General features: G+C 73.1%; 12 protein-coding genes. 7 read left to right on the top strand and 5 right to left on the bottom strand.

Features of this window, described 5'->3' with window-relative positions; translation table 11 throughout:
• Positions 1–33: 33 nt before the first annotated feature.
• Both ACH4OW_RS09055 and sph read right to left on the bottom strand, forming a co-directional pair.
• Positions 34–1,524, bottom strand: a complete 1,491-nt coding sequence (locus ACH4OW_RS09055) for an MFS transporter (protein WP_398026178.1) — start codon at positions 1,522–1,524, stop codon at positions 34–36.
• Between the two features lie 112 nt (positions 1,525–1,636).
• On the bottom strand, positions 1,637–2,638 hold the full coding sequence (gene sph, locus ACH4OW_RS09050; RefSeq protein WP_398026176.1) for a sphingomyelin phosphodiesterase: 1,002 nt from the start codon (positions 2,636–2,638) through the stop codon (positions 1,637–1,639).
• A 100-nt stretch (positions 2,639–2,738) separates the two neighbouring features.
• Between sph and ACH4OW_RS09045 the strand changes: the two genes are divergently transcribed.
• Positions 2,739–5,924 (top strand): NACHT domain-containing protein, encoded by a 3,186-nt coding sequence (locus ACH4OW_RS09045; RefSeq protein WP_398026174.1) that lies wholly within the window; start codon positions 2,739–2,741, stop codon positions 5,922–5,924.
• A gap of 56 nt (positions 5,925–5,980) precedes the next feature.
• Here the strand turns inward: ACH4OW_RS09045 and ACH4OW_RS09040 are convergent, their stop codons facing one another.
• Complete coding sequence (locus tag ACH4OW_RS09040; protein WP_360123417.1) at positions 5,981–7,492, bottom strand: M1 family metallopeptidase; 1,512 nt, start codon at positions 7,490–7,492, stop codon at positions 5,981–5,983.
• Positions 7,493–7,605: 113 nt separating this feature from the next.
• On the opposite strand from ACH4OW_RS09040, the gene ACH4OW_RS09035 reads away from it, so the two are divergent.
• From ACH4OW_RS09035 to ACH4OW_RS09025, 3 genes are all read left to right on the top strand, one after another.
• Positions 7,606–9,696, top strand: a complete 2,091-nt coding sequence (locus ACH4OW_RS09035) for a Xaa-Pro dipeptidyl-peptidase (RefSeq protein WP_398026171.1) — start codon at positions 7,606–7,608, stop codon at positions 9,694–9,696.
• Positions 9,697–9,799: 103 nt separating this feature from the next.
• A complete protein-coding gene (locus ACH4OW_RS09030; protein WP_398026169.1) occupies positions 9,800–11,113 on the top strand; it encodes a M14 family metallocarboxypeptidase in 1,314 nt (437 codons plus the stop codon).
• Between the two features lie 65 nt (positions 11,114–11,178).
• Positions 11,179–12,918 (top strand): BCCT family transporter, encoded by a 1,740-nt coding sequence (locus tag ACH4OW_RS09025; RefSeq protein WP_398026168.1) that lies wholly within the window; start codon positions 11,179–11,181, stop codon positions 12,916–12,918.
• A gap of 56 nt (positions 12,919–12,974) precedes the next feature.
• On the opposite strand, the gene ACH4OW_RS09020 is transcribed toward ACH4OW_RS09025, so the two are convergent.
• Both ACH4OW_RS09020 and ACH4OW_RS09015 read right to left on the bottom strand, forming a co-directional pair.
• A complete protein-coding gene (locus ACH4OW_RS09020) occupies positions 12,975–14,156 on the bottom strand; it encodes a hypothetical protein (protein WP_398026166.1) in 1,182 nt (393 codons plus the stop codon).
• Positions 14,157–14,272: 116 nt separating this feature from the next.
• Positions 14,273–15,235 carry an FAD-dependent oxidoreductase gene (locus ACH4OW_RS09015; protein WP_398026164.1) on the bottom strand — a complete coding sequence of 321 codons (963 nt, stop codon included), beginning with the start codon at positions 15,233–15,235 and terminating at the stop codon, positions 14,273–14,275.
• Positions 15,236–15,373: 138 nt separating this feature from the next.
• On the opposite strand from ACH4OW_RS09015, the gene ACH4OW_RS09010 reads away from it, so the two are divergent.
• The 3 genes from ACH4OW_RS09010 to ACH4OW_RS09000 all read left to right on the top strand — a co-directional run bounded on the left by ACH4OW_RS09010 (position 15,374) and on the right by ACH4OW_RS09000 (position 19,093).
• On the top strand, positions 15,374–16,411 hold the full coding sequence (locus ACH4OW_RS09010; protein WP_360123407.1) for an oxidoreductase: 1,038 nt from the start codon (positions 15,374–15,376) through the stop codon (positions 16,409–16,411).
• A 272-nt stretch (positions 16,412–16,683) separates the two neighbouring features.
• Positions 16,684–18,681: an FUSC family protein gene (locus ACH4OW_RS09005; protein ID WP_398026162.1), complete on the top strand. Its 1,998-nt coding sequence runs from the start codon at positions 16,684–16,686 to the stop codon at positions 18,679–18,681.
• A gap of 184 nt (positions 18,682–18,865) precedes the next feature.
• On the top strand, positions 18,866–19,093 hold the full coding sequence (locus tag ACH4OW_RS09000; RefSeq protein WP_360123401.1) for a hypothetical protein: 228 nt from the start codon (positions 18,866–18,868) through the stop codon (positions 19,091–19,093).
• Positions 19,094–19,108: the final 15 nt, after the last annotated feature.

Genomic DNA, 19,108 nt, shown 5'->3' with positions numbered 1-19,108 from the left:
CCGCCCGAGGCGCGCCCCCGCCGGGGGTGCGCCTCAGGCGCCCGCCCCTGCCCTGTCCGCACGTGCCGCGCGGTCGGCCGCGCGCCGGATGACCGTGGTCAGGATCGTGACGACGCAGGTCAGCGCCACCGAGATGAGGGTGGTCCACATCGCGGCACGGGCGTGGCCCGCGGCGCTCGGCGCCGCGCCGGCCAGGGCGAAGAAGGCCGCCCCGATGACCGCCACACCGGCGGCCCCGCCGAACTGCTGCGCGGTGGTCAGCACCCCGGCCCCGGTGCCGGCCCGCTTCGGCGGTACGCGGACCAGCGAGGCCCCGATCAGCTGCGGGAGCGTCAGGCCGTTGCCCAGCCCGGCCACCGCCATCGTGGCGACGACCCACGGCAGCACCCCGCGGTCCGGCTGTACGTACAGGACGAGGCTGAGCGCGGCCAGGCCGGTCACCGTCACGACGCTGCCCAGCTGCAAGATGCGCAGGCCGAAGCGCTGGACCAGCGCCCGGCTCAGCAGCGCGCTGCCGGCGAAGCACACACCGGTCGGCGCGAAGGCCAGCCCGGCCTGGAACGGGCCCAGCCCGAAACCGCCCTGGAGCAGCAGCGTCAGGGTGAACATCACGCTCGCCCAGTACGCCATGAAGGCCGCGCCCGTCACCACACCGGCGAGGTAGGAGCCCTCGCGGAAGAGCGTGAGGTCGAGCACGGGATCGCCGCCCCTGGCGGCCAGGGCCCGCTGCCACAGCACGGTGGCCAGGCCCACGGGCACGGCGGCGGCCAGGCAGATCCACGTCCAGACCGGCCAGCCGGCGGTCCGCCCCATGGCCAGCGGAACGAGCACCAGGCCCAGCGCCAGCGCCACGCCGCCCGCGCCGGGCAGGTCGAGCCGGGCCCTGCGGGCGGGGCGCACCGACGGCAGGTACCGCAGGGCCAGCAGGGCGGCGACGGCGCCGATCGGCACGTTGATCAGGAACAGCACGCGCCAGCCCAGCCCGAGGATGTCGGCGTCCAGCATCAGGCCGCCGAGCACCTGGCCGGCGACCGAGGCCGTACCGCCGGCGACGCCGTACCACGCCATCGCCCGGCCCCGCGCGTGCACCGGGAACGAGGCGGTGACCGTGGCGAGCACCTGCGGCACCATCACGGCCCCCGCGAAGCCCTGGAGCAGCCGGAAGCCGATCAACTGCCCCGGGCTCGTGGCGATGCCGCACAGCAGGGAGGTCACCGCGAAGGCGACCAGGCCCGCGACGAACGCGCGCCGGTACCCGAACAGGTCGCCGAGCCGACCGCCGGTGATCATGCCGCTGGCGTACGCGAAGGCGTAGCCGCCGACGATCAGTTCCAGCGCCGCCGGTCCGGCGTGCAGGTCTCTCTCGAACGACGGCGCCGCCACGTTGACCACGAAGAAGTCGAACTGGGCCATGAACCAGGCGGACAACAGGACGGCGAGCAGCGGTCCTGGGCGCGGGGCGGAGACGGACGTGGGGGAGGGCCGCGCGGACGTGGCCACGGGATCAGCGGAGGTCTCGGTCACTCCAGCATCCTGGACCCACTGTATCCAGGAATGCAAGTGGTGCCTGCCGCATGTGCCCCTTACACACCCCTACCGCCGCACACCCCTCCCACCCGGTCCCCGTGCGGACGGTTCAGCCCGCGGCCAGCGGATAGTGATCGGAAAGGTTGCTGTAGGCGTACTCCTTGCCCCAACTCGACACCGTCCAGGGCGCGGAAGTCTCCTTGACCACCTCGTTGCGCCAGGCGGCGGGCCGCGCGTGCCCGCGACGGTGCAGGACGTAGTCCAGGTCCTCGCGCGGGTCGTCCGGATAGCGGAACTTCGCCACGGAGTTCTCCCGGGTGTCGAAGGAGTACGGGTGCCCCGTACGCGCGTCGGCCGCCACGAGCCCGGCGTCGGCGAGCATCGAACCGTATTCGGGCCCGTGCGCGTCCACATTCAAGTCGCCCGCGACCATGACCTGTTCGTCCGCCGGAATGTTCTTGGCATCCAGAAAAGCGTCCAGCTCCTTGAACTGCTTACCCCGTACGGTGGCCGCTTCCCCCGCCTTGCACCCCGGATCGGTCGACTGGGCGTGCGTACCGACCACATGCACCTTGGCGCCCCGGACATTCAAAACGGCATACGCGAAACCCTTGTTGGACCAGTAATCCGCCCCACAAGCATCCTTGTACACATACTGCTCCTTGTGCAGCACCGGCCACTTGCTCAGGAGCATGACGCCGCCGTCCTCCGGAGTGGTGGCGGAATAGGCGCCACCAGTGGCGTCCCAGCCGCTCTTCCCGCGCCCGACCACCGGCGTCCGGTACGGATACTGCTTCGCCGCATACGACGCGAGCGCCTCCGAAGAGGAATTGTCGAAGGCTTCCTGGAGCGCGACGACATCCTGCCCCTGGAAGAAGTCGGCGGACGCGATCGCCTTGGCCCGGTGGTCCTGTCCCCAATTGGGGTAAAGGTTCTTGCTCATCAGGAAGACGTTGTAGGAAAGCACCTTCAACGCGGGTGCCGAGGCCACGGCTTGGCCTCCGGTCACCGGAGCGGCCGACGCCGCGGGGATCGTGGCGAGAAGCGCCGTCGCGGCCAGCGCTGTGCAAACAACGGCCCGGCGGTGGCGGCCCGGCGTAAAGTGCTGCATGGAAACTCCCGGTCATGGGGGTGGGGCGTGATCCGCCGGACATCAAATCAGCTGCGTTTACTTCTGCATGACCGGCAGATGGTGCCGAGGTGGACAGACCGTGGCGCATGGGGGAGCGATGCCGGGAACGTTCTGCTACGCCGACGCCGTCAAGCTGCTCGGAGGCGCGGACAGCCGCGTGGTGACCGCGCTCGACCGGCTGACCGGCGGCGCGCTCCTCGTGGCGACCGGCGGCGGCAGCGCGCTGGCGCTGAGCCTCTTCGACGCCCGCGGCGAACTGGCGCGGCTCAGCGGCCAACTGGTCAGCGGACTGGCGGACCGGCTCGGCGGACTCGGCCGCTTCGACCGCGCCGAGCGGCTGACCGCGGCACACAAAGTCATCGTCCTCACCGCCTACTTCGAAGCGCTGAGCGGCACGGCACTGCCCTTCGACGCGGACGAACTGCGGTGGGACAGGGCTTCCCAGGCGGCCGTCGCGACGGGGGAGCCGGCGGGCTCCGGACGGCTTCGCGCGCTCGTCGGCATGCTCAACGAGAGTGACGTACCCGGCGATTCGGTGCCGGTCAACGGGGAGGAACCGGCGGACACGCTACGGCGCTTCTACGGCCGCCTGGCGGAACGGCTGACGGACTACGTCGAGAGCCTGGACGTCTGGGCGCGCCTCGGCCGCGCGCCCCGTGAGTCCTTCGTGCGTACCGTGCGCGACGATGTCACCGCGGCGGCGCTGCGCGGATACGAGACCCATCTGCGCCGCCTGGCCGCGGACTGCCCCGAGGTCGCCTTCTGGGCCAACCGCCTGGACCACGGCGCGACCCGGGCCGGGGTGCGGGACCTGCACACCGGCCTGGCCGGCCTGGAGCGGGTGCTCGCCCGGCTCGCCTCCGGCACCCCGCCCGGCGACCGCCGGGACGCGCTGGCCAGGCGCTACCGCAGACACCTCACACGCCCCATCGTCGCGACCGGCGACGCGCCGGAAGGGCTCACGATCCCCTCGCTGGCCGCCGCGTACCTCACCCCCCGCTACCGGGTCGCCTCCGTCACCCGGGCCGCCCGGCTGGACCAGGAGTCCTGGTGGGCGTCGCTCCCGCCGCGCGAGGACCTCGAAGACTTCCTGGTCGGCCACCTGGCCTCCGTACGGGCCGTCGAGTGCCCGCTGATCGTGCTGGGCCAGCCGGGCTCGGGAAAGTCCGTGCTCACCAAGGTGCTGGCGGCCCGGCTGCCGGCCGGCGACTACCTCACGGTCCGGGTGGCCCTGCGCGACGTGCCGGCCGACACCGACGTGCAGTCCCAGATCGAGTACGCGGTGCGGGACGCCACCGGCGAGGAACTGTCCTGGCCCGGCCTCGCCAGGTCGGCCGGCCGCGCGCTGCCGGTCGTCCTGCTCGACGGCTTCGACGAACTGCTCCAGGCGACCGGCATCGGCCAGACCGACTACCTGGAGCACGTCGCGCGCTTCCAGGAGCGCGAGGCCGACCAGGGGCGGCCGGTCGCGGTGATCGTCACCAGCCGTACGGCCGTCGCGGACCGGGCCAGGATCCCGCGGCCGGGCGCCGTCGCCCTGCGGCTGGAGGAGTTCGCCGACGACCAGATCCGGCAGTGGCTGGCGGTGTGGAACACCCACAACGCCGGCCGCCTCGCGGAACGCGGCCTGTCCCCGCTGCCGCCGGAGGCGGTGCTGCGGCAGCGGGACCTGGCGGCCCAGCCGCTGCTTCTGCTGATGCTCGCCCTCTACGACGCGACGGACAACGCCTTCCAGCGGCACGGCGCCGAACTGGACGAGGCGGACCTCTACGAGCGGATCGTGCAGGGCTTCGCGGAGCGCGAGATCCACAAGACACGCCCGGAGCTGGACGCGGGCCCGCTGCGCACGGCCGTCGAGGGCGAACTGCTCAAGCTGTCCGTCGCCGCCTTCACCATGTTCAACCGGGGACGGCAGTGGGCCACGGAGGAGGAGCTGTCCACGGACCTGGTCGCGCTGCTCGGCGACACCCTCCCCGCCCGCCCCGGCACGGATTTCCGGGCCCCGCCGACACCGGGCCAGACGGTCGTCAGCCGGTTCTTCTTCATCCACCAGGCACAGGCGGTGCGCGCCGGAATCCGGCTCACCACCTGCGAGTTCCTGCACGCCACCTTCGGGGAGTTCCTCGTCGCCCGCGTCATCGTGCGGGAGCTGGAAGACCTCGCCCTGGTCGCCGCGACCCGCAGCCGGCTCGCGGCCGACGACGGGTTCCTGCGCGCCGTGCTGTCCTTCGCGCCCCTGACGATGCGCCGCAAGGTCGTCGAATTCCTGGACCGGCTGCTCGGACGGCTGCCCGGGGACCGCAGGCACCTGCTGCGCGGACTGCTGCTCACCGCCTTCCACGGCGCCCTCGCCCCGGCGAGGGACACCGGCCGCGACGGTTACGGGCCGGAACACGTGACCGTACCGGCGCGCCACGCCGCGTACTCCGCCAACCTGCTGCTGCTCATCGCGCTGGTAGGCGCCCCCGAGCCGGTCACCGGCCGCGAACTCTTCCCGCGCGCCCCCTTCCCCGTGCCGGAGTGGCGCGCACACGCGCTGCTGTGGCGGTCCCAGTTCACCAGCGAGGGGTGGCACAGCCTCGCCGTGAGCCTGCGCCTCGAACGGGAGTGGCGCGAGGGCGACCGGGAGGTGTCCGTCAGCCTGGGGCCGTGGATCCCGAGCGACCCGGACGGCTTCTGGATCGCCGTCTTCCCGCCCGGTGACGAGCGGCGCAGGCTGCTCGGCTGGCGCCGGATACGGATGGCGGACCTGCGCCTGGAGAGCTACTTCACCTGCGACTCGGCCGAGGACATCATCTGGCACGGCCTCGCGCCGCTCACGCAGACCCTGGACGGGGCGGACCTGGCGTGGCCCGACGACGTGGAGGCCACCAGTGCCTTCGGGGTGCTCTCCGAGGAGCAGGCCGTATCGGCCACGCACGCCATGCTCCGGCTGTGGCTCACTTCCAGCAGTGCCTGTGACGGCGCCGAACTCCAGCGCGCTTACGGGGACTGCCTGCGGGTGATCGCGGGCAGCCGCCCGGAGGAGGAAACGACGTCCCGGAGTGCCCTGCTGGCCCGGGTGCTGCGGCAGCTCGCGGCCGATCGCGAGCGGCTCGCCACCGCTTTCCTGGAGCTGTTGCGGGAGGAATTCACCTCGGGGCTTTTCGCCATCGACGGCACGTACCGTGCCGGGCACCCCGAGGTGCGGCAATGGGAGGCCGAAGCGTTCGGAGACGCCGGTGACGGTGGTACGCAGCCCCGGTCGGTACCGGCGCCGGACTGACGCGCGCAGGGCCCCGGCGTGGTGCGCCGGGGCCCTGTTTCACGTCACCGTGCGGGTCAGTGGTCGTGCTCGTGGTCGTGGATGTTGTTCGTCGCCTGGATGGACTTCCAGGACTTGGGCTGGGCCGGGGACTTGGCGGGGGCCAGGGCGCGGGCGCCGAGGGTGGCCTTCGCCGAGGCGGCCGCGGGCTTGGCCGGCTGGTAGAGCCAGGTGTCGAACAGCTCGGCGAGCGGCTGGCCGGTCTTGCGCTCCGCGTACGTCACGAAGTCCCGCACCGAGGCGTTGCCGTACTGCTTGTCGGTGGGCCAGGACTTCAGGAGCCCGAAGAAGGCCCGGTCGCCGACCTTGTTGCGGAGCGCCTGGAGCGCGAGCGCGCCCCGGTCGTACACCGCGCCGTGGAACTGGTTGTCCGGGCCCGGGTCGCCCGGCTTGACCGTCCAGAACGGGTCGTCGGCCGGGTGCTGGGCGTAGACGTAGTCGGCCAGCTCCTGGCCGGTGCCCTCGCCCTCCTTCTCCGACCAGAGCCACTGGCTGTAGCGGGCGAAGCCCTCGTTGACCCAGATGTCCTTCCAGTCCTTGAGGGAGACGCTGTCGCCGTACCACTGGTGGGCGATCTCGTGCACCACGACGGAGACGTTGGTGCCGTTGGCGAACGCCTCCTTGCCGTAGAACGGGCGGGTCTGCGTCTCCAGCGCGTACCCGGCCTTGACGTTCGGCACGTACCCGCCGACGGAGTTGAACGGGTAGGGGCCGAAGACCGACTCCAGCCACTCCGTGACCTCGGTGGTGCGCTCGATGCTCGCACGCGCCGAACCCTCGTAGGCGCCGAGGTCCTTGCTGACGGCGTTGATCACCGGCAGGCCGCTGGCCGTGGTGTCCTTGGTGACGTCGAACTTGCCGACCGCGAGCGTGGTCAGGTACGTGGCCTGCGGCTTGTCCGAACGCCAGTTGAAGCGCGTCCAGCCCAGCTTGGAGGACTGCGACAGCAGCACGCCGTTGCTCAGCGCCTGGTTGCCGTCCGGCACCGAGACCGAGATGTCGTACGTCGCCTTGTCGGTCGGGTGGTCGTTGCTCGGGAACCACCACACGGCGGAGGCCGGCTCCTGCGCGATCACGCCGCCGTCGGGCGTACGGTGCCAGGCGGAGAAGCCGTCGATCTTCAGCTCGGACGGCTTGCCCGCGTAGCGCACCACGACGCTGATCTGCTTGCCCTTCGGCAGCGGCGCGGACGGGGTGACCTCCAGCTCGTGCTTGCCGGAGGTGGCGTAGGCGGCCTTCTTGCCGTTGACGCGTATCTCGCTGACCTTGAGGCCGAAGTCCAGGTTGAAGCGGTTCAGGTCCTGGGTGGTGGTGGCGAGCAGCGTCGCCGTGCCCTCCAGGAGGTCTGTCTTCGGCTGGTACTTCAGGCGCAGGTCGTAGTGGGAGACGTCGTACCCGCCGTTGCCGCTCTCGGGGTAGTAGGAGTCGCCCACGCCCGGAGCGCCGGGTGTGTAACTGGCCGCGGAAGCCGGGATCGCCAGCAGCAGGCTGAGGGCGGCCGCACCCGGAACGATGAGTCTGTGACGCACAAAATCCTCCAACTGGTTGGGGAGGTGGAAGCCGTTGGGCTCGTCAGGTTGTCGGTAGTGCAGACCCTATGTACTCGGAACCTGCCCGTCATGTCCATGGCGCCATTTGACACATGACCGACATCGGGACGACACACGGCACTTCCGCAACGCCCCTCCCGGGACTTTCTTCACGTACTCCCGGCCCTCATGCGCACCCTTACGTACACGAGTTCCCCCGCGCTACCGTCCGCCCCGTGACCATTAGCGCGCGGATCACCCGCGTCCCCTGGAAAGCGCTCGTGGCGGCGGTCGCCGTCGCCCTGTTGACCACGCTCGCCGGACCGGCTACCGCCGCCCGGGCCGCCCCCGGCGAGTCCAGACCCGTGTACTCCTACGACCACGCCATACGCGAATCGGTCTGGGTGGACACCAGGATCGACGGCGACTCGGACGGACGGACCGACCGGGTCGCCGTGGACATCGTGCGGCCGCGCGAGCCCGCGCAGCAAGGCCGCAAGATTCCCGTGATCATGGATGCCAGTCCCTACTACTCCTGCTGCGGGCGCGGCAACGAAAGCCAGAAAAAGACCTACGACAGCACCGGGAAGCCGGTGCAGTTCCCGCTGTTCTACGACAACTACTTCGTACCGCGCGGCTATGCGACGGTCCTGGTCGACCTGGCCGGCACCAACCGCTCGGACGGCTGCGTGGACGTCGGCGGACGCTCCGACATCCAGTCCGCGCGCGCCGTCGTGGACTGGCTCAACGGCCGGGGCCGCGCCTACGACTCACGCACGGGCGGCAAACGCGTCACCGCGGGCTGGACCAACGGCGACACCGGCATGATCGGCAAGAGCTGGGACGGCACCATCGCCAACGGCGTCGCCGCCACCGGCGTCGAGGGCCTCAAGACCATCGTGCCCATCGCCGCCATCTCCTCCTGGTACGACTACTACTTCGCCAAGGGCGCCCCGCTGTACGACTCGGGGCCCGACGCGCTGGCCGACCGCGTCGACAGCCCCGAGGCGCGCCTGCGCTGCGCGGCCGTGCAGAAGAAGCTCGCCGAGGGCGCCCCGCGCACCGGCGACTGGACCCGGCTGTGGACCGAGCGCGACTACGTCAAGGACGCGGAGAACGTCACCGCCAGCGTCTTCGTCGTCCACGGCATGCAGGACCTCAACGTCCGCACCAAGCACTTCGGCCAGTGGTGGGACGCGCTCGCCGGCAACGGCGTCGAGCGCAAGATCTGGCTCTCCCAGACCGGCCACGTCGACCCCTTCGACTTCCGCCGGTCCGCCTGGGTGCCCACCCTGCACCGCTGGTTCGACCACTACCTGATGGGCTACGACAACGGCATCGACGACGAGCCGATGGCCGACGTCGAGCGCGCCCCCGACCGGTGGACCACCGACCGTGTCTGGCCCGCCGCCGGCACCTCGGCCACCACCGTACGGCCGCGCAACGGCAGCGCCCCCGGCGTCGGCGCACTCGGCACCCGGCGCGCACCGCACGGCGCCACCGAGACCTTCACCGACGACCCGCGCCTGAACGAGCAGGACTGGGCCGCGCAGATCGACACGTCCACCCCCGCCAAGGCCGGGTTCACCACCAAACCCCTGGCCAAGCCGCTGCGGCTGTCCGGCTCCGGCAAGGTGACCGTCACCGCCACCCCCAGCACCTCCACCGCCCACCTCTCCGCCGTCCTGGTGGACCTCGGCCCCGACACCATCCGCAACTACGGCGCCGCGGGCGAGGGCATCACCACGCTCGCCGACCGCACCTGCTGGGGCGCGAGCACCACCGGTGACAGCGCCTGCTACAAGGAGACGAAGGCCGACACGGTCAACGTCGGCCACACCGTCTTCAGCCGCGGCTGGGCCGACCTGGGCAACTGGGCGGACCCGGGCAAGGGCCGCCCGCTCACCCCCGGCAAGCCCTACACGATCACCCTCGACCTGGCCGCGAGCGACCACGTCGTCCCCGCAGGGCACCGGCTCGCGCTCATCATCGCCGGAACGGACGCCGACTTGATCGACCCGCCGCCCACGACCCCGCGCCTGACCCTGGACCTCGCCCGCACCGCCGCACGCCTGCCCGTCGTCGGCGGCGGCAAGGCGCTGGCCGCGGCCACGGCGGGAACCGGCGGCCCGGCTCGCGTCGCACCGGCGCCGCCGTACGGCGTGACGCCGCCGCTGCCGAGCCGCATACCGGACGTGCGCTGACGGCACGGGCGGGGCCTGGGCACCGCGCCCCGGCCCCGCCCGTACCCGCGACGCCCGCTCCCGCCACCCTCCGCCCCACCGTCCGACACCGGAGGCACCCCTCGTGACCACCCTCTCCCGCGGCCTCGCCCTCGGGGCGCTGGCCGCCGCGCTCACCGTGACCCTGCCGGCCTGGTCACCCGCCGGGGCCGCAGGGCCGCAGCCGCCCCGCACCGGCTTCGAGACCAGCAACGGCGCCCGCTGGACCACCCAGCCGGAGGAGCAGGACTTCCTCGCCGCCGTCGACCGGGCCAGCGACCGCGTCCGCACCGAACGGATCGGCACGACCGCGCAGGGCCGCCCGCTCCGGCTGGTACGCATCGGCGCGCCGGCACCCGCGGGCGCCGACCGCGTACGGCGCGGCAACGCGGTCCTGCTGATCTGCTCGCAGCACGGCGACGAGCCGTCCGGGCGCGAGGCGTGCCTGTCCACGGTCCGCGATCTCGCCTTCGCCCGGGACCGGGCCACCCGGCGCTTCCTGGAACACACGAGCGTGCTGGTCGTGCCGACCGCCAACCCCGACGGCCGGGCCGCCGACACCCGCGGCAACTCCGACGGCGTGGACGTCAACCGCGACCACCTCGCCCTGAAGACCGCAGAGGCGCGCGCGATGGCCGCCGTACAGCGCGACCACCGCCCCGACATCGTCTACGACCTGCACGAATACGGGCCCACCGCCCCGTACTACGTGAAGGACGTGCTGTCCCTGTGGCCGCGCAACCCGAACACGGCGCACGCGGTGCACCGGGAATCGGTCACGCTGTCCGAGAAGTACGTGCGGCCCGGCGCCGCGGCGGCCGGTTTCAGCACCGGCGTCTACGGCATCTGGACCGACCCGGAGACCGGCGAACCGGTCAAGCAGGTGGCCGGTGACGGCCAGGAACGCATCCTGCGCAACACCGCAGGGGTGAAGAACTCCGTCGGACTCCTCGTGGAGACCCGCGTCGACGCGCTGACCGACGCCGAGAAGGCCGACCCGGCGCTCAACAACCGCCGCCGGGTCACCTCGCAACTGGCGGGACTGAAGAGCCTGTTCGAATATGCGGGCGAGCGCAGGGCCCGTATCGAGTCCGCCACCACCCGGGCCCGGCTGGCCGGCTACGCCGACCGGGGACCGGTCTACCTCGGGGGCGCCGACAACGAACCGCCCGCGCCCGGAAAGGTCCTCGGCGACCCGCCCTGCGCGTACCGCCTCGACGCACGGCAGTACACCGACGTCAAGGACGAACTGGCGTTGCACGGCGTGTCCTTGCGGCGGGACGGGAAGGGCGGCGCCGTGGTGCCGCTGCGCCAGCCGATGCGCGCCCTGGTCCCGCTGCTGCTCGACGGCCGGGCCGAATATCACCTTACGGCCGCGACTCCGCTCAAGGGCTGCTGAACGCTTCCCACCGTGTGGTAGGGGGTAACGGGTAGGGAAAAACTGGCCAATTGAAAGGTCGACACGTGTCGGACACAGACAAGGACGCGGGCGACGGGGGAGGTGCGCCGGTGGTGGCCGACCTCCCCGGCGCGCCGCACCGCACCGGGCCCCCGCAGACCGACCGCGTGGTCTTCGGCGTCACCTCGCTGCTCACCCTCGCCTTCATCGTCTGGGGAGCCACCTCCACCGAGTCGCTCAAGAGCGCCTCGTCCGCGATGCTGGACTGGGTCATCGCGAACGGCGGCTGGGCCTTCGTGCTCTCCGCCTCCGGCTTCGTGGTCTTCGCCATCTGGCTGGCCGTCAGCAAGTACGGCCGGATCACGCTCGGGAAGGAGGGCGAGGAGCCCGAGTTCCGCACGGTGTCCTGGGTTGCGATGATGTTCAGCGCCGGCATGGGCATCGGCCTGATGTTCTACGGGGTCAGCGAGCCGCTGGGGCACTTCGGCACCCCGCCCCCGGGCACCGACCCCAAGGACGCGGCGCAGGCCATGGACACGGCGCTGGCCACCACGCTCTTCCACTGGACGCTGCACCCCTGGGCGATCTACGCGGTCGTGGGGCTGGCCATCGCGTACAGCTGCTTCCGGCGGGGGCGGCGGCAGACCATAAGCGCGGTGTTCACCCCGCTGATCGGCGAGCGGCGCGCCAACGGCTGGGGCGGGCAGGTCATCGACATCCTGGCCATCTTCGCCACGCTCTTCGGCTCCGCCGCCTCGCTGGGTCTCGGCGCGCTCCAGATCGGCAGCGGGATCAAGGTGCTCGGCTGGATGGACAAGGTCAGCACCACCCTGCTGGTGGCCGTCATCGCCGTGCTGACCGTCGCCTTCATCCTGTCGGCGGTCTCCGGCATCGCCCGGGGCGTCCAGATGCTGTCCAACATCAACATGGTGCTGGCGCTGATCCTGGCCGTCTTCGTCTTCGTCGTCGGGCCGACCATCCTCGTCCTGAACATGCTGCCGACCTCCATCGGCACTTTCATTGGCGAACTGCCGCAGCTCGCCGGCCGCACGGAGGCCAGCAGCGGCGACAAGGTCGGCGACTGGCTGCGCGGTTGGACGGTCTTCTACTGGGCGTGGTGGATCTCCTGGACGCCGTTCGTGGGCATGTTCATCGCCCGGATCAGCCGCGGGCGCACCATCCGGCAGTTCATCGGCGGGGTGATCCTGGTGCCGAGCGTGGTGAGCCTGCTGTGGTTCGCGGTGTTCGGCAGCTCGGCGATGCACCTCCAGGACGCGAAGCGGCTCTCCGGCGAGACCACGCCCGAGGGGCAGCTCTTCGACGTGCTGCACCAGTACCCGGCGGCCACCCTCACCAGCATCCTGGTCATGATCCTCGTCGGCATCTTCTTCGTCTCCGGCGCGGACGCCGCGTCCATCGTGATGGGCACGCTCTCCCAGAAGGGCTCCTTCGAACCGACCCGGCTCGTGGTGGTCTTCTGGGGTGTGGTCACCGGCGCGGTCGCCGCGATCATGCTGCTGATCGGCGGCGGTTCGGGCGACGCGCTCACCGGGTTGCAGAACCTGACGATCCTCGTCGCGGTGCCCTTCACCCTGGTGATGATCGCCATGTGCTGGGCGCTGATGAAGGACCTGCGCCGCGACCCGCTGATCGTCCGCGGGCAGAAGGGCGAGGAGGTCGTCGAACTGGCCGTCATCGCGGGCCACGAGCGCTACGACGGCGACTTCGAGATCCGCATCGGACCGGGCAACGGAGCCACCGGCCAGCCTTCACCGACCCCACCCGCCGAGGAGGGCAGGCCCTAGAACGCCGTACGGAGCGACTCGCCCGGGGAGGGCCGGCACGGTGGCCGGCCCTCCCCTCACACGTTTCCTGCCCTCCGTGCCGCGCGGCGCCGCCACAGCACGAAGCCCGTGCCGGCCGCCACCGCTGCCCCGCCGACCCCGGCGAGCAGTGCCGGACGCCCGGGGCCTTCCGTCTCCGGTGCCGCCTTGCGCTCGCCTGTGACGACGACCTGGCCGGTCCTCTTCACGCGTTGGTGGTGGCTGACGACGGTGACCGGGTAGCTGCCGGGGTCGAGATCCGGGCGGACGCGGGCGGTGGCGTAGTAGCGCGGATCGGACCCGTCGGCTGCCTTGCTGTCATCGCGCTTGAGCCGCACGGGGCGTTGGAAGGCGGGTGAGGTGGCGGTCAGCGCCGTCTCCTCGCCCGGGTCGGGGGACGCGTCCGTCCAGAGCACGTTGAACGTTCCGCCGGGCTTCGTGCGGTAGTGGTTCGCCGCATCCTCGGGGCTGCCGGAGAGGCCGAAGAAGAGCGGCCCGCGCGCCTTGCCGAGGTAGTCGGCATCGCCGGACCGCGCGGCGCGCACCGTGATCGGCCGTCGTTCGAGCACCTGCCCGGAAGGGCCGCTCAGCGTGACCGTGTAGACGCCGTCCTTCGCCTGCCGGGAGATTGCCGGAAGGGCGGAGAACAAGCGCGGGTTGTTCCAGTCCGACCCGTCGGGGTCGTGGGTGAGCGAGGCCGGTCCGTCGAACGCCTCGGAGCGCACGGTGAAGGTGTGACCGGTCTCGCCGGGGTAGAGGTCGTCGTAGGACACGGCGAGCGTTTCGCCGGGACGCTGGGCCCGGCCGGGTGACGCGGACACGGAGAATTCCGGCCGCTTGGCGGGCGCCACGCGTACGGTCGCCTTCGCCACCGTCCGCCCGCCCACCGCGACGAGGAGCGGGTGGCTGCCCGGCCGCGCGGACTCCGCGATGGCGGGCTTGGCCTGGAAGCTGTATTCCTTTTCGAGGTCCATCCAGTACGCGGTGAGCCGGACCGGCCCGGCGAAGGCCGGTGAGGAGGCGGTGGCCTCCTGCCGGGCATCCGGGCGGCCCAGGCCGCGCACGTTTACGGAGAACAACTCGCCCGGACGGCTGCCCGAGTCGGTGACGAACACGGTCACCCGCCGCTCGCCGCCGTCGGCCGCCGCGGGCGCGGCCGCCACCCCTCCGTACAGCACGGCTCCGGCCGCCACCGCCGCCATCACCCGTCCACCGCTCACAGCGCCCCCTTTCACCCGCAAGTTTCACCCGCAAGTTTCACCCGCAAGTTTCACCTGCAAGTTTCACCTGCAAGAGGGAGAAAACCTCCCCGGGGTTGTCCGCACCCGGGACGCGCTCACGGCGCTGTGTCCGCCGTCAGCCGCAGCACCTCGTCCGCGCAGCCCCACGCCACCGTGACGCCCGCGCCGCCGTGGCCGTAGTTGTGGACGCACAGGGCGCCGTCCGGCAGGCGTTCCGCTTCGAGGCGTACGGCGGCGCGGGCGGGGCGCAGGCCCACCCGGTGGGCCAGCACGCGGGCGTGTGCCAGTTTCGGGTGGACGAGCGCGCAGCGTTCGACGATCGCCCGGGCGGTCGCCGGGTCCGGTTCGCGCGACCAGGCGCCCTCCCGCGCCGTGCCGCCGAGCACCACTCCGTACGGCTGCGGCAGGATGTACGTCAGCGTCTCGGCGTGGCCGCCGGCGGCCACGAACCACTCCTCGACGCCGGGATTCTCCGCGATCACCACCTGCCCCTGGACCGGTCGCACCGCCACATCCGGGACCAGGTCGCGGGCGCCGAGGCCCGAGCAGTTCACGACCGTGCCGGCCTCGCGGGCGGCCTCCGCGAGCGAGGTGAACGGGCGGCGTTGCAGGGTCCCGCCGGCGGCCGCCAACCGCTGTTCCAGATACCGCAGATGGGTGGGCATGTCCACCAGCGGCATCCGGGCGCGCCACCCCTGGCCGAAGCCCCGCGGCAGCTCGTCCGGCGTGGCCCGCCGCAGCCCCGGCACCGCCGCGTGCCACCCGTCCGGGCCGTCGCCGGCCTCGGCCACCGTGCCCGGCACCATGCGTACGCCGGTCTCCGCCGGGCACGCCGCGAGTTCGGCGAGCACGTGCAGGGAGCGGACGGACCAGGCCACCGCCCGTTCTTCGGGCCGCACCCGGTAGGGCCAGCACAGGCCGCCCGCCACGGCGGAGGCGGTGTCCAGGGCCGGGTCCCGGCTGACGACCCGTACCGCGCGCCCGCTCTCCGCCAGCCCGACGGCGGCCGTCAGGCCGATCACTCCGCCGCCGATCACGATCACATCGCTCGTCGTCATATCCGGACGCTATCCGCTGCGTCCGCCGGGGGCGACGGGTCCGGCGGGGCGTGCGGAGGCGGATCCCGGAATGATCGCCTCCACCTGAATTGCCCGATGCCGGGCTCATATCGGCGGTTGCGTGGGGATACTCAGGACATGGTTGCGCACCACGCGACATTCGGACTGGCGCCCGCCACGCGCGCCGGAGCGGTCCTGTCCAACGGCGCGTACGAAGTCCACCGCGACTTCCTGGACTTCATCGTCGACGGCAGACCGCTCCTGCTGCGCCTGGCCGACCTCGACGCGGTCTCCCCGCTCGCCGCCGACCTGGGGCCGTCCATCTTCACCGCGCACGTCCGGCGGCTCCTCCTGGAAGAAGCGGCTCCGCTCGCCGGCGGCCGGTACGTCCTGTACGGGTGTCCGGAGTGCGAGGGGCTGGAGTGCGGGGCGGTCACCGCCGTCATCGAGCGCGACGGCGCCGACATCGTCTGGCGGGACTTCGCCTGGCAGACGGGAGAGGCCGCGGACCTGGCCCGCGACGGTTACCCGGGCATCGGCCCGTTCCGCTTCCACGGGGCGCAGTACCGGGCCGAACTGGAACGCCTGCTGGCCGGCGGCGGCCCCGCGCACGGCGCGGCGGCGGCCCGGCGCGTCCTGCTGGTCGGGCAGCGGGTCGCGCTGCCGGCCCGGCTGGCGGCCGCGCTGCGCGGCATCGGCATCGGCGCGGAGATCACCCGGGACGCGGCGGGCGCCTCGCCGGACGAACTGCGCTCGTACGGGGCGGTGGCCTTCGGGAGTGCGACGGGGGAGGCGGAGCGGGCGGCCGTGCGGGCCGCGTTCGCGGCGGCGGGCTCCTCCGCGGTGTTCGTGGACCTGCCGGTGCCGGTCGTCCCGCTGCTCGTCGCGCTCGTCGAGCAGGCGCTGGACCGCTGTCCGCAGGACCGGCGGCTGCTGCTGCGGCTGGCCGCCGTGCGCGGCGAGGTCACGGTCGCGGCGGCCGTGCCGTGCCGGGTCAGGCTCACCGCGTACCGCCTGGACCGCCTCTCGCGCACCAGGACGGCCGAGCTGTTCGAGGGGCAGGTGGCGGCGGGGACGCACCGCCTGGCGGTGGACGCGGGGGCGACCAAGGGGAGGGCGTACGTCGTCGCCAGGTCGGGCGGGAGCGTGCTGGTCGCGGCGGTGGCGGAGGCGTAGGCGCGGGGCGTACGGGTGCGGTGTGCCGGGGGCGCGTTCGATGCGGCCGAATGTGATCTTGACATTGCGGTAACCCGCCGGTCGTGATCCGTACGAATCCGGGCCTTAAGCTGGACATCGGCACCGTCGGCCGATGACGCCCCTCGGATCCCGCACACCCCCCGGTTCCCGTACGCCGTGTGCCGTCACTCCGTGAGGCGGAACGTACCGGTACAGAGGGGTACGTACAAGTAAGTTCGTTACGTCCCTCATCGGCCGTACCAAGGAGGCCCATGCCCCGCGCTCCGCGCGCCGTGCCCACCTGGCTCGCCCACCCGCTGCGCTGGCAGCGGCTGCCCGTCCCCTGGGTCGCCGTGGCCCGCGGCGCGCTGTGCGCCGGCCCGCTGCTCGGCGCGGGCGTCGCCACCGGCCACCCGGCGGCCGGCGTGCTGGCCGGGCTCGGCTCCATGCTCGCGGGCGTCAACGACCGCCCCGGCACCCGCCGCCGCGGCATCGTGCACATCGGCCTGCCCGCCCTGGCGTCGGCGCTCGGCATGCTGGTGGGCGCCACGCTGCAGGCGGCCGGCGCGGGCTGGTGGGTGGTCCCCGCGCTGTTCGCCGTCGGCTACGTCTCGGGAGCGGGCAGCGTCGCCGGCCCCGTGCGGTCCAACGCGGGCATGCAGATGCTGGCCAGCACCGTCCTCGGCGCGGGCATGCCGCTGTCCGGCGCCCCGTGGCTCAAGGCCCTCTACCTGCTCGCCGGCTGCCTCTGGCTGCTCCTGCTGCGCCTGGTCTTCCACCCGCCCCGCCCGGCCGGCGGGCCGCTCAGCGGGGAGCGGGCGGCCGTCGCCACCGTCTTCGACGCCCTCGCGGACGCGCTCGAAGCCGTCGGCGGGCCCGGCGCCGAAGCGGCCAGGCGCCGGCTCACCGCCGCCCTCGACCGCGCCGACGAGGCACTGCGGCTGCGCCGGCTGCTGCGCCGCCGCCCCCGCGCCGGCGAACGGCTGCTCGCCGAGCGGCTGGCCGCCGGCACCGCGCTGTGCGAGGCCAGCGTCGCGCTGCTGTGGGAGGCCAGACCGGTGCCGGCCAGGGTCGCCGAGAGCCCGCGCCGGTTCGCCGACGCGCTGCGCACCGGCCGCCCACCGGGCCGGCTCTCCGCGCCGGAGACCGGCTCCCCGGCCCGCGGCGCCTTCGACCGCGCCCTCCTGGAGGCCGCGGTCGTCTTCGCCCGTACGGAACCGCTGGACGCCGCCGGAGCCGACGGCGGTCCAGCGGCGATCTCGGGGGCCGTGCCCGCGCCGCCGCGCCGCCGGTTCGCCGCGCTCCGCCGGCCGGCCGGTGCCGCCGCCCGGCGCGGCCGCGGCATGTTCGGGCCCGCCGGGCGCGACTACGGCCTGCGGGTCGGCCTGTGCATCGCGGTGAGCGCGGCGGTGGCCCTCGCGCTCCGCGCCGAGCACTGGTACTGGCTGCCGGCCACCGTCACCTTCCTCGTCAAACCGGACCTGGGCCCGCTCTTCTCCCGTACGGTGAACCGTTTCGCCGGCACCGTCGCGGGCGTGCTGGTCTTCGCGGGGGCGGGCGCGGCGCTGCACGCGACCGGGTCCTGGTGGCCGGCGCTGGTCGCCGGGGCCGGCGGCGCGCTGCTGCCGTTCGCCACCCGCCACTTCGCGCTGCAAACCGTCGCGATCACCCTCATGGTGCTGTCGTTCGTGCACGTCAGCGGCGACCCGCAGGCCGCGCTGGAGCGGATCGTGGACACCTCGGCCGCCTGCGGCCTGGTGCTCGTCGTCGGCCACCTGCCGCGGCTCGGCGACCCGCGCCGCCGCGTCGGCCAGCGGGTCACCGCCGCGCTGCGCGCCATCGAGGCGTACCTGGCGGAGGTGCTGAGGACCGAGCCGGGACACGACAGGGGCGAGCGGCTGGTGCTGCGCCGGGCGGCCTACCGGGCGCTGGGGGAGGCCCGCGGCGCGGCCGAGACCGCGGCCGCCGAACTCCTCGCGGCACGCGGCCGCAACCCGGACTGGCTCACGGTCGTCACCGCCGCCGAACGCATCGTCGACGCGGCCACGGCCTGCGCCGTACGCCTCGACCACGGTGCCCGCCGCCCGACCCCGCAGGAGGCGCAGCGGCTGCGTGCGGCGCTGACCGCCATGGCGGACGCCCTGGAGGACCCGGCCAGGCCGGGACCGCCCGCGCTCGCGGCGCAGGTCCCGCCCGTACCGGACTGCGCGACGCTCACCGACGTCGCCGCCGAACTGGAACGCATCCGGGGCTACGCGGGCGCGGCCTGAACCCGCCCGCAGCGGGTACGCGGCGGACCGAGGACACGCGCGCCGGGTACGGCCGCCGCCGGCCGCCACCCGCTTGGCGCGCCGGGCATGCCGACGCGGCCGGGCCGGTGCGGTACTGGAGGGGCCGGGCGGCACCGCCACGGCGCCACCGAACCACCGATTCCAGCGCGAGCCGGGAGCCAGCATGGACGACATGTCGAAGAACCGCCCCGAACGGGAGCGACGGGCAGAGCGCGCGGCACAGGAGAGCGCGCCCGCCGCCCCGGACCGCAGCGCCGGGGAGGCCGCGGGCGTCGGGGAGAGCTACGTGGCGCAGGAAGACGGCCGCTGGGTCAGCCACGTGGCCCCCTCGGGCACCGGGAAGCACCGTCGGGCCCCCGGCCCGGTACCGCGCGAGGACCGGCCCGAGTGACCCGGGCGGCCGGGA

The organism is Streptomyces sp. NPDC017056 (assembly GCF_044332485.1).
Lineage (GTDB): Bacteria > Actinomycetota > Actinomycetes > Streptomycetales > Streptomycetaceae > Streptomyces.
Note: the sequence above shows the minus strand (reverse complement) of the source record. Positions and strands in the feature narration are given on the sequence as shown.

Bases quoted from the DNA above. Each gene is read 5' to 3' on its own strand.
- sph (WP_398026176.1), bottom strand. From the start codon at position 2,638: ATGCAGCACTTTACGCCGGGCCGCCACCGCCGGGCCGTTGTTTGCACA.
- ACH4OW_RS09035 (WP_398026171.1), top strand. From the start codon at position 7,606: ATGACCGACATCGGGACGACACACGGCACTTCCGCAACGCCCCTCCCG.
- ACH4OW_RS09015 (WP_398026164.1), bottom strand. From the start codon at position 15,235: ATGACGACGAGCGATGTGATCGTGATCGGCGGCGGAGTGATCGGCCTG.
- ACH4OW_RS09010 (WP_360123407.1), top strand. From the start codon at position 15,374: ATGGTTGCGCACCACGCGACATTCGGACTGGCGCCCGCCACGCGCGCC.
- ACH4OW_RS09005 (WP_398026162.1), top strand. From the start codon at position 16,684: ATGCCCCGCGCTCCGCGCGCCGTGCCCACCTGGCTCGCCCACCCGCTG.
- ACH4OW_RS09000 (WP_360123401.1), top strand. From the start codon at position 18,866: ATGGACGACATGTCGAAGAACCGCCCCGAACGGGAGCGACGGGCAGAG.